The organism is Achromobacter sp. DMS1 (assembly GCF_001270295.1).
The window spans coordinates 1-10,501 of sequence record NZ_LHSJ01000140.1 but is presented as its reverse complement, the minus strand read 5'-3'; the positions used below and the strand labels follow the sequence as shown (position 1 = coordinate 10,501).

At 68.0% G+C, this 10,501-nt stretch carries 6 protein-coding genes and 5 pseudogenes; 3 read left to right on the top strand and 8 right to left on the bottom strand.

Going from position 1 to position 10,501, the window contains the following annotated elements:
- Nucleotides 1-253: hypothetical protein (locus AD428_RS26815; protein WP_160318590.1), on the top strand; the 253-nt coding region annotated here is incomplete at its 5' end.
- Between the two features lie 48 nt (nucleotides 254-301).
- On the opposite strand, the pseudogene ubiD reads toward AD428_RS26815, so the two are convergent.
- Nucleotides 302-1,846: pseudogene (gene ubiD, locus AD428_RS16175) on the bottom strand (4-hydroxy-3-polyprenylbenzoate decarboxylase).
- An 82-nt stretch (nucleotides 1,847-1,928) separates the two neighbouring features.
- Here ubiD and AD428_RS16170 point away from each other — a divergent pair.
- Complete coding sequence (locus AD428_RS16170; protein WP_053245869.1) at nucleotides 1,929-2,741, top strand: lytic transglycosylase domain-containing protein; 813 nt, start codon at nucleotides 1,929-1,931, stop codon at nucleotides 2,739-2,741.
- Between the two features lie 40 nt (nucleotides 2,742-2,781).
- Here AD428_RS16170 and AD428_RS16165 read toward each other — a convergent pair.
- The 7 genes and pseudogenes from AD428_RS16165 to AD428_RS25215 form a co-directional block, all read right to left on the bottom strand.
- Nucleotides 2,782-3,943: pseudogene (locus AD428_RS16165) on the bottom strand (pyridoxal phosphate-dependent aminotransferase).
- Nucleotides 3,907-4,197 carry a VOC family protein gene (locus AD428_RS29580; RefSeq protein WP_152968121.1) on the bottom strand — a complete coding sequence of 97 codons (291 nt, stop codon included), beginning with the start codon at nucleotides 4,195-4,197 and terminating at the stop codon, nucleotides 3,907-3,909. Before AD428_RS29580 ends, AD428_RS16165 begins: the two are co-directional and overlap by 37 nt.
- A 95-nt stretch (nucleotides 4,198-4,292) precedes the next feature.
- Nucleotides 4,293-5,225 carry a protein translocase subunit SecF gene (gene secF, locus AD428_RS16160; RefSeq protein WP_053245868.1) on the bottom strand — a complete coding sequence of 311 codons (933 nt, stop codon included), beginning with the start codon at nucleotides 5,223-5,225 and terminating at the stop codon, nucleotides 4,293-4,295.
- Between the two features lie 63 nt (nucleotides 5,226-5,288).
- Nucleotides 5,289-7,169, bottom strand: coding sequence for a protein translocase subunit SecD (secD, locus tag AD428_RS16155; RefSeq protein ID WP_053245867.1), 1,881 nt, complete (start codon nucleotides 7,167-7,169; stop codon nucleotides 5,289-5,291).
- Nucleotides 7,170-7,320: 151 nt separating this feature from the next.
- On the bottom strand, nucleotides 7,321-7,665 hold the full coding sequence (gene yajC, locus AD428_RS16150) for a preprotein translocase subunit YajC (RefSeq protein WP_053245866.1): 345 nt from the start codon (nucleotides 7,663-7,665) through the stop codon (nucleotides 7,321-7,323).
- A gap of 213 nt (nucleotides 7,666-7,878) precedes the next feature.
- Nucleotides 7,879-9,007, bottom strand: a pseudogene (tgt, locus tag AD428_RS16145) (tRNA guanosine(34) transglycosylase Tgt); the annotation flags it as partial.
- Nucleotides 9,004-9,225 (bottom strand): annotated as a pseudogene (locus AD428_RS25215) (S-adenosylmethionine:tRNA ribosyltransferase-isomerase); the annotation flags it as partial. The pseudogenes tgt and AD428_RS25215, both read right to left, overlap by 4 nt.
- On the opposite strand from AD428_RS25215, the pseudogene AD428_RS16140 reads away from it, so the two are divergent.
- A pseudogene (locus tag AD428_RS16140) lies at nucleotides 9,219-10,501 on the top strand (PLP-dependent aminotransferase family protein); the annotation flags it as partial. The pseudogenes AD428_RS25215 and AD428_RS16140 sit on opposite strands and share 7 nt — an antisense overlap.

The following is a 10,501-nucleotide window of genomic DNA, read 5'->3' as shown; positions in this document are numbered from 1 at the left end:
ACTGGCGCCGGACGAGGTCCGGGGCGCGGCGGGCGTGACGGTGCGCGGCTACCAACGCTTCGCGCTGGGCGAGGTGTTTCTGTTGTGCGCCCGGCCGCTGGCCGCGTCGTCGCGCGACGGCTCGGATGCGGCGGCGCTGCGCCGCGAAGACGTGCTGCCCTATCTGCCCGCCGGGGCAACGCCGCGCCAGGGCGCCGGCAACCTCCGCAAGAAGCGTCCGCGCCGCATGGAAACGGAACTGCAGGACGCCTGAGCGCGGGCGGGCCGCGCATGCGTCCGCCTGCCCATGCGGCCCGCGCGTCTACAGCCCCAGCCGCCCCCACATCTCGTCCACCCGCTTGCGCACGCCGGCGTCCATGGCGATGGGCGTGCCCCATTCGCGCTGGGTCTCGCCCGGCCATTTGTTGGTGGCGTCCAGGCCCATCTTGCCGCCCAGTCCCGAGACCGGCGAGGCGAAGTCCAGGTAGTCGATGGGCGTGTTCTCCACCAGCAGGGTGTCGCGCACCGGGTCCATGCGGGTGGTCATGGCCCAGACGACTTCCTTCCAGTCGCGCACGTTCACGTCCTCGTCCACCACCACGATGAACTTCGTGTACATGAACTGCCGCAGAATGCTCCACAGCCCGAACATCACGCGCTTGGCGTGACCCGCGTACTGTTTGCGGATCGACACCACCGCCAGGCGGTAGCTGCAGCCTTCCGGCGGCAGGTAGAAGTCCACGATTTCCGGAAGCTGGCGGCGCAGCAGCGGCACGAACACCTCGTTGAGCGCCACGCCCAGCACGGCGGGCTCGTCGGGCGGCTTGCCCGTATAGGTGGAGTGGTAAATGGGGTTGCGCCGCATGGTGATGCGGTCGACCGTAAACACCGGGAACCAGTCCTGCTCGTTGTAGTAGCCGGTGTGGTCGCCATAGGGGCCTTCGAGCGCCATCTCGTAGCCGGTGTCCGGCGGCGGGCTCACACCCTCGGGCACCGTCGGCGCGACGGCGCGCGGGTCGCCGGCGGGCAGCAGATGGCCTTCAAGCACGAGTCTCGCCCAGGCGGCACCGAGAGCTTGCTGCCCCTGCGCCTGCGCCACTTCGGTGCGCGAGCCGCGCAGCAGGCCGGCGAACTGGTATTCGGACAGGCTGTCGGGCACCGGCGTGACCGCGCCCAGCGTGGTGGCCGGATCGCGCCCAGCGCCACCGCGATGGGGAAGGGCGTGCCGGGGTGCGCAGCGCGTGGTCACGGAAATCGAGCGCGCCGCCGCGGTGCGACAGCCAGCGCATGATGAGCTTGTTGCGGCCCAGCAGCTGCTGGCGGTAGATGCCCAGGTTCTGGCGGCGGGCGTTGGGGCCGCGCGTGATCACCAGCCCCCAGGTGAGCAGCGGCGCCACGTCGCCCGGCCAGCACATCTGGATGGGCAGGCGCGCGAGGTCCACGTCCTGGCCTTCCCAGACGATTTCCTGGCAGGCGGGGTTCTTGACGGTCTTGGGGCTCATGTCCCAGAGCGCGGACTTCAGCATGGATACTTTGGCCAGCGCGTCGCGCAGACCCCCGGGGAGCCTCGGGCTCGCGCAGCGAGGCCAGCAGCACGCCGATGTCGCGCAGCGCACCCACCTCGTCGGCGCCCATGCCGCGCGCCACGCGCGCGGGCGTGCCGAACAGGTTGGCCAGCACCGGCATCTCCGCGCGGCGGCACGTCGTGCGTGGCGTGCTCGAACAGCAGGGCGGGGCCGCCGGCGCGCAGCACGCGATCCGAAATCTCGGTCATTTCGAGCCGCGTGGATACGGGCGCGGCGATGCGCTTGAGCTCGCCGCGCTGTTCGAGTTGGGCGATGAAGTCTCTAAGGTCGCGGTATTTCACTACAGATCCCGGCGATTTGGTTACATTTTGGGGAGGAAGAGAGGTTAACATTGACTCCCTCTTTTTTACGCAGGAGGTTTCCATGCCCGATGCGTCAGTGGCCCGCCTGTTCCGAGGCATGGCCCAAGGAGTGCACCACTATCTTGCCGAATTCCTGCGCATCTGCTCGGTATACCTGGGTATCGCGGTAATTGTCACGGTGAGCATGGGGTTCGCCTTGCCCGGTTTGCGCGACCAGGCATTGCAGGTGCACAAAGCCTTGTTGACCGCCCTAGCGCCTTCTTCCCTGGGTTCCGATGCCGACATGGGCGTCGAGCCCGGTTTCGACAGCTCGTCGGCCATCGCGATGGCCGTGCCCGAAGCGCCCGCCAGCAATGCCACCGGCATTCTGGGGCCGGCGCGCGTGGCCGTGCCCGCGCCCAAGAAAACCGCCTCGGCGGCCAGCGGCGCGCAGACCGAAGCCCTGCGCAACTATATTTCGCGCAAGTACAAGGTGGCCTATGACGCCACCGGCCCATTGCTGAACACCGTGTACAAGGTCGGGCGCGAAAAACAGCTCGACCCGCTGCTGCTGCTGGCGGTGATCGCCATCGAGTCGCGCTACAACCCGCTGGCCGAAAGCCATGTGGGGGCCCAGGGCCTGATGCAGGTCATGACCAGCGTGCACCAGGACAAGTTCGACGACCTGGGCAAGAACCCGCTGGACCCCAGCGCCAACATCCGCGTGGGCGCGACCATCCTGAAAGACTGCATCAGCCGGCGCGGTTCGGTCGATGGCGGCCTGGCCTGCTACGTGGGGGCCACCGGCCCCAACGACAACGGCTACGGCGCCAAGGTGCAGGCCGAGCGCCGCCGCCTGGCCCTGGCCTCGGGCATCGCCCTGGCGCGCGACTGACGCGCCGGGCCCGGGCGGGTTCCCGCCCGCCTTCCCCCGCTTACCGCTGCAGCAGTCTTCCCATGCGGGCCACCGCCTCTTCGAGGCGGTCCAGGCCGGTCGCATAGGAAAAGCGCATGGTGTGGCGGCCGTGCGCGGGGCCGAAATCCAGGCCCGGCACCGCGGCCACGCCGGCTTCGAGCAGCAGGCGTTGCGAGAAGGCGGCGCTGTCCGTGCCCAGGCCGCCGATGTCCGCATAAATATAGAAGGCCCCGTCCGGCTTGACCGGCACGCGCAGGCCCAGGCGCTCGAATTCCGGCAAGAGGTAGTCGCGGCGCTGCTTGAACGCTTCGCGGCGGTGCTCGAACGTGCGCAGCGCATCGGGGGCGAAGCACGCCAGCGCGGCATGCTGGGCCAGGGTCGGCGCGCAGATCGCCAGGCTGGCGGCGATTTTCTCCACCGGGGCGATCATGTCTTCGGGCACGATCATCCAGCCCAGGCGCCAGCCCGTCATGTGGAAATACTTGGAGAAGCTGTTGATGACGATGATGTCGTCGTCCAGCGTCAGCGCCGAGCGCGGCTGCCCTTCGTACGACAGGCCCAGGTAGATTTCGTCCACGATGGCGAAACCCTCGCGCGCGCGCACCTGCGCCAGCAGTTCGGCCAGTTCGCCGTGGTCGATGGAGGTGCCGGTGGGGTTGCTCGGCGAGGCGACCAGCACGCCCTGGGTGGCGGACGTCCAGTGCTCGGCCACGTCGTGCGCGCTGAGCTGGAAGCGCTTTTCCGCCGTGCTGGGAATCAGCCTGGGCACGCCGCCCGCGGCCAGCACGAAATTGCTGTTGGCCGGATAGGAGGGGTCGGGCATCAGCACTTCGCCGCCGGTGTTGACCAGGGCGGCGCAGGCCAGGGTGAGCGCGCCCGACGCGCCCGCCGTCACGATGACGCGGGCCGGGTCGATGCGGGCGCCGAACTGCTCATGGTAGAACGCGGCAATGGCTTCGCGCAGCGGCGGTCAGGCCGGCCGGGGGGCTGTAGCCGCTCAGGCCCGCGGCGGCGGCGCGTTCGAGCGCTTCCACGACCTGGGGCGGCGCGGTAAAGTCCGGTTCGCCGATGCCCAGGCTGATGATGTCCTTGCCCGCCGTCTGCAGCGCCTGCGCCTGCTTGAAGAGTTCTACAACCTGGAATGTCAGGAAATCATGGGTGCGATGGGCAAGGCGGGGCATTTGAATCTCGAAGCGTTTGAAGCGAAAAGGGGATTGTAGTCATGCAGCCATCGCGGCGCGCTTTTCTGCTGGGCCGCAGGCCGGTCCGCGACCCGTGGACGGTGTTCCTGGAAGACCTGGCGTTGCGCTGCCGGGGCGCGGTCGGGCCGGGCGCCGCCGGCGGCGGGCGCGACGCCCAGCGTCCGGGCGACGTGGGCCGCGCCGCTTTCGAGGTCGGGCGCGGCCACGACGAGATGATCGATCGCGAGTGCCATGATGCGCCTATGGTAGCCAAAGCGGCCGGCGGCGCGCAAAACAAAGCCGCGGACGGGGCCGCGGCTTGGTCGGAAAGAGGAGGAAGGCGGCCGGGTCAGGCCACTTCGCCCTCGGTTTCCTTCTTGGCGGGCTTGACCAGGTCTTCGCGCTTGACGCCCATCCACATGGCCAGCGCGGCGGCGACGAACACCGAGGAATAGATGCCGAACCAGATGCCGATGGTGAGCGCCATGGCGAAGTAGTGCAGCGTGGGGCCGCCGAAGAACAGCATGGACAGCACCATCATCTGCGTGGAGCCGTGCGTGATGATGGTGCGCGAGATGGTCTGGGTGATGGCGCTGTTGATGACTTCCTGCACGTCGGCCTTGCGGTACTTGCGGAAGTTCTCGCGGATCCGGTCCATGATGACCACGGATTCATTCACGGAGTAGCCCAGCACGGCAAGCACGCCGGCCAGCACCGACAGCGAGAACTCCCACTGGAAGAAGGCGAAGAAGCCCAGGATGATGACCACGTCGTGCAGGTTGGCGATGACGCCCGCCACGGCGAACTTCCATTCGAAGCGGAAGCCCAGGTAGACCATGATGCCGATCACCACCACCAGCAGGGCCATCAGGCCGTTGTGCAGCAGTTCCTGGCCGACCTGCGGGCCGACGAACTCCACGCGCCGCAGCTCCACGGTGGAGTCGGCGGCCTTCAGCGCGTTCATCACGGTTTCGCTCTGCGTGGCCGAGGTCTGGCCCTCGGCCAGCGGCAGGCGGATCATGACGTCGCGGGAGGTGCCGAAGTTCTGCACCTGGAAGTCGGAATAGCCGAGCCGAGACACCGTGCCGCGCACCGTCTCGAGCTGGGCGGTGTGGGCGTAGCTCACTTCCATGACCGTGCCGCCGGTGAATTCGATCGACAGGTGGAAGCCGCGCGTGACGATGAAGAACACCGCCGCGACGAAGGTCACGAGGCTGATGATGTTCAGCACCAGCGCGTGGCGCATGAACGGGATGGTGCGGTGAATACGGAAAAATTCCATGTTTCGCCTTCGCTTTTATTCAGTGCGGGCGGCCGGGAACCGGGCTCCGGCCGCCCCTGCGGTTCAGTTCGCCTTGGGTTTCCAGACTTCGCCGATGGAGATCGAGGCGAGCTTCTTCTTGCGGCCGTACCAGAGGTTGGCCAGCGCGCGCACGCCCACGACGGACGAGAACATCGAGGTCAGGATGCCCAGGCAGTGGACCACCGCGAAACCGCGGATCGGACCCGAACCGAAGGCCAGCAGCGCCAGGCCCACGATCAGCGTGGTCAGGTTGGAGTCGAAGATCGTGCCCCAGGCGCGCTCGAAACCGTGGTGGATGGCCTGCTGCGGCGTGGCGCCGGCGCGCAGTTCCTCGCGGATGCGCTCGTTGATGAGCACGTTGGAGTCGATGGCCATGCCCAGCGTCAGCGCGATGGCCGCGATGCCCGGCAGCGTCAGCGTGGCCTGCAGCATGGACAGCAGCGCCAGCAGCAGCAGCACGTTGAAGGTGAGGCCGATGGTCGAGAACACCCCGAACAGGTGGTAGTACAGGATGATGAACACCGCGATGGCCAGGAAGCCGTACAGCGTGGAGTCGAAGCCCTTGGCGATGTTGTCCGCGCCCAGGCTCGGGCCGATGGTGCGTTCCTCGATGATGGACATGGGCGCGGCCAGCGCGCCGGCGCGCAGCAGCAGCGCCGTGTCGGCGGCTTCCTCGGCGGTCATGCTGCCGGAGATCTGCACCTGGCCGCCGGCGATTTCGCTGCGGATCACGGGCGCCGTGACCACTTCGCCCTTGCCGTTCTCGAACAGCAGGATGGCCATGCGCTTGCCGACGTTGTCGCGGGTGACGTCGCGGAAGATGCGCGCGCCCTTGGCGTCCAGCGTGAGGTGCACGGCGGGCTGCTGGGTCTGCGTGTCGCGGCCGGGCTGGGCGTCCTGGAGGTTCTCGCCGGTGAGCAGCACCTGGCGGCGCACCAGCAGCGGACGGCCGTCGCGGTCGGTGTAGCGCTCGAGTCCGAAGGGCACGGTGCCGCCCAGCAGCGCGGCCTGGGCGGCCGGCGAATCGTCCACCATGCGGATCTCGAGCGTGGCGGTGCGGCCCAGCAGTTCCTTGGCCTTGGCCACGTCCTGCACGCCGGGCAGCTGCACCACGATGCGGTCCGAGCCCTGCTGCTGGATGACGGGTTCGGCCACGCCCAGCTCGTTGATGCGGTTGTGCAGCGTGCTGATGTTCTGCTTGAGGGCGGAGTCCTGCACGCGGGTGATGGCCGCGGGGCTCAGCGCGCCGATCAGCATGGGCTTGCCGTTTTCTTCGCGGTCGGTGAATTCGAGGTCGGGCAGCCGGGTGCGCAGCGTGGCGACGGCGCGGTCGCGGTCGTCGGCGCTGGCGAAGGCGGCGGCCACGCTCAGGCCCGAGCGCTCCACGCCGGCCACGTTGACCTTCTGGTCGCGCAGCACGGTGCGCACGTCGGCGGCCAGCGAGTCGTAGCGGGCGGTCAGGGCGCCCTGCATGTCCACCTGCAGCAGGAAGTGCACGCCGCCGCGCAGGTCCAGGCCCAGATACATGGGCTTGGGCTCGAACCAGCCCAGCGCGCGCATCCAGGTGGGCGAGGCGGGCAGCAGGTTGAGCGCCACGGTGTAGTGCGGGTCGCCCGGCACCGTGTTCAGGGACTTGTCCAGCAGGTCGCGCGCCTGGAGCTGGACGTCGGTGGACGGAAAGCGCGCGCGTAGGGTGCCCAGCGTGCCGTTCTGCTCGTAGTACACGCTGTCGGCGGGAATCTTGGCGTCGGCCAGAATCTGTTCGACCTGCGGCAGCATCGAGGGCTCGACCTTGATGGTGGCCTTCGCGCTGGAAACCTGCACGGCGGGCGATTCGCCGTAGAAATTCGGAAGCGTATACAGCAGGCCGATAACGACCGCAACCAGGACCGTAATGTACTTCCAGAGAGGATAGCGGTTCATTGCCGGCTACTTCATGTCAGATTGAGAGGGAACCGCCCGTGGCCGGTCCGGCATGGGACGATGGCGGCGGGCGGAGTAAGGGCGGCGCATCGGCGACGCATGGGCGACGCACGGGGCGGGGCGATGTGGCGCCCGCGGCTCCGTGGGACGCTTACAGGGCCTTGATGGTTCCCTTGGGCAGCACCGTCGACACCGACGACTTCTGCATGATGACTTCGACCGGCTTGTCGGCCAGCTCCGAAACCTCGACGGTCACGTAGCTGTCGCTGACCTTCGTGACCTTGCCCAGCAGGCCGCCGGCGGTGACGACTTCGTCGCCCTTGGCCAGGGCGGCCAGCAGGTTGCGATGCTCCTTCTGGCGCTTCATCTGGGGACGGATCATCAGGAAGTAGAGGATCACGAACATCAGAATGATGGGCAGCATGCCCATCAGCGCGCCGCCTTCGGGGGCGGCAGCCTGAGCCACGACGAGGCTGGCGGTATCGATAGCGGACATGAAATTCTCTCCTGCGTTGTAAGTCTGTGTTGGGGATTGATGCCGCGTGGTGTTTTCTCTTGCGGTCTACGTGCCCATCCCCGCGCGAGCCATGGATAGGGCAAGCCGACTATTGTAGCGAGGTTCTCGGCGAGGGGAGAGGCGCGGGCCGACGGGCCGCCCTTGCGGGGGCCGCCCATGCGGGGGCCGCCCTCGCGGGCGTCCGCCTATTCGACCCCGCGCGCGCGGTTCGGCGGCGAATTGCTCGCGCCAGGCCTGGAAGCGGCCGGCGGCGATGGCCTCGCGCATTTCCTGCATGAGGGTCAGGTAGAAGTGCAGGTTGTGCAGCGTATTGAGCCGGGCGCGGTGATTTCGTTGGCGCGCTGCAGGTGATGCAGGTAGGCGCGCGAGAAATGCCGGCAGGTGTGGCAGGCGCAGGCCGGGTCCAGGGGGCGGGTGTCGTCGCGGTACTTGGCGTTGCGGATCTTGATGTCGCCGTAGCGGGTGAAGAGCCAGCCATTGCGCGCGTTGCGGGTGGGCATGACGCAGTCGAACATGTCCACGCCCCGGCTCACGCCCTCGACCAGGTCTTCCGGCGTGCCCACGCCCATGAGGTAGCGCGGGGCGCGTTCCGGCAGGCGCGGGGCCACGTGGGCCAGGATGCGCTGCATGTCTTCCTTGGGCTCGCCTACCGACAGCCCGCCGATGGCGTAGCCGTGAAAGCCGATATCTTTGAGCCCGGCCAGCGATTCGTCGCGCAGCGACTCGTACATGCCGCCCTGGACGATGCCGAAAAGCGCGTTGGGATTTTCCAGGCGGTCGAATTCCTCGCGCGAGCGGCGCGCCCAGCGCAGCGACATGCGCATGGAGCGCGCCGCCTCTTCCAGCGTGGCCGGCCGGCGTCGATTTCATAGGGCGTGCACTCGTCGAACACCATCACGATGTCGGAGTTCAGCGAGCGCTGGATGCGCATGGATTCCTCGGGCGTGAGAAAGAGCCGGGCGCCGTCGATGGGCGAGGCGAACTTCACGCCTTCTTCGGTGATCTTGCGCATGCCCTGCAGGCTGAAGACCTGGAACCCGCCCGAATCCGTGAGTATGGGCTTGTCCCATTGCATGAAGCCGTGCAGGCCGCCGTGCTTTTCCATGATCCGCGTGCCGGGACGCAGCCACAGGTGGAAGGTGTTGCCCAGCACGATCTGCGCGCCGATCTCCTTCAGTTCGTGCGGCAGCATGGCCTTGACGCTGCCGTAGGTGCCCACGGGCATGAAGATGGGCGTTTCCACCACGCCATGGTTCAGCGTGATGCGGCCGCGGCGGGCGCCGCCGTCGGTGGCGAGCAGTTCGAAATTCAGTCCGGTCATGGGGCGGGGGCGGAGGCGGGGGATTCGATGAACATGGCGTCGCCGTAGCTGAAGAAGCGGTAGCGCTGGGCCACGGCGTGGGCGTAGGCGCGGCGGATCGGCTCGATGCCGGCCAGCGCCGACACCAGCATCAGCAGGGTCGACTGGGGCAGGTGGAAGTTGGTGACCAGGGCGTCGATGACGCGGTAGCGATAGCCTGGCGTGATGAAGGCTGGTGTCGGCCATACTCAGCGGACACCTGCCTCCCGGCGCGCCCGTGCCGTCCAGCCGCTACCTGGCGGACCAGCTGCGCATCGCCCGCAACACCGTGGTGTTCGCCTACCAGCAACTGGTCAGCGAAGGCTACCTGGTTTCGCGCGAGCGCAGCGGCCATTTCGTGAGCGAAACGGTGATGCAGGGCCATTCCGGCGCGTCCCTGGAAGCCGCCTGCTGTGCGCCGGACGCCGAGACCTGCGCGCCCGTGCGCTGGGAAGAGCGGCTGCGGCTGCGCCCTTCGCGGCAGCGCAACATCAGCAAGCCGCGAGACTGGCAGAAGCAGCCCTACCCTTTCGTCTACGGGCAATACGACCCCGATCTCTTTCCCACCGCCGAATGGCGCGAATGCTGCATCAAGGCGCTGTCGGTGCTGGACATACGGAGCTGGGCGCCCGATCTCATCACCCACGACGACGCCGCCCTGATCGAGCAGATACGCACCCAGGTGCTGCCGCGCCGCGGCGTGTGGGCCGACGCCGAGGAAATCGTCGTGACCGTGGGTGCGCAGCACGCGCTCTACCTGCTGGCCGACCTCCTCATCAACGAAGACACCGTGGTCGGCATGGAAGACCCGGGCTATCCCGATGCGCGCAACATCTTCGCCAGCCGCACGCGGCACCTCCTGCCCTTGCCGGTGGATGGCGAGGGCCTGTGCACCGGCACCCATCTGCTGGGCTGCGACTACATCTTCGTCACGCCGGGCCACCAGTGCCCGACCACCGTCACCCTGTCGGCCCAGCGCCGCCAGGATCTGCTGACCCTGGCCGGCCAGACCGACAGCCTCATCATCGAAGACGACTTCGAAAGCGAGAGCCGCTGGGGCGAAGGCGCGATTCCCGCCTTGAAGAGCCTGGACCGCGAAGGCCGCGTCATCTACGTGGGCAGCCTGGCCAAGTCGTTCGCGCCCGGCCTGCGCATCGGCTACATCGTGGCCCCCCGCGAACTCACCAGCGAGCTGCGCGCGCTGCGCCGCCTCATGCTGCGGCATCCGTCGGCCTATATCCAGCGCGCGTTTTCGCTGTTCATTTCGCTCGGCCATCACCATGCGCTGCTGCACGCGCAGTCGCAGGCCTACCAGCAGCGTGGCGCCGAACTGGCGCGCGCGCTGGCCGAGCACTTGCCCGATTTCCGGGTCACGCCGATCACCGGCTCGTCGTCCTGCTGGGTGCAGGGCCCCGCCTGGCTGGACGCCGTCGAGCTGGCGCAGCCGCACTGGCCGAAGGCGTCGTGGTGGAACCC

What these genes read in the sequence shown, in the direction of transcription:
- AD428_RS16170 (WP_053245869.1), top strand. Translation starts at nt 1,929, where the DNA reads ATGCCCGATGCGTCAGTGGCCCGCCTGTTCCGAGGCATGGCCCAAGGA.
- secF (WP_053245868.1), bottom strand. Translation starts at nt 5,225, where the DNA reads ATGGAATTTTTCCGTATTCACCGCACCATCCCGTTCATGCGCCACGCG.
- yajC (WP_053245866.1), bottom strand. Translation starts at nt 7,665, where the DNA reads ATGTCCGCTATCGATACCGCCAGCCTCGTCGTGGCTCAGGCTGCCGCC.
- secD (WP_053245867.1), bottom strand. Translation starts at nt 7,169, where the DNA reads ATGAACCGCTATCCTCTCTGGAAGTACATTACGGTCCTGGTTGCGGTC.
- AD428_RS29580 (WP_152968121.1), bottom strand. Translation starts at nt 4,197, where the DNA reads ATGGCACTCGCGATCGATCATCTCGTCGTGGCCGCGCCCGACCTCGAA.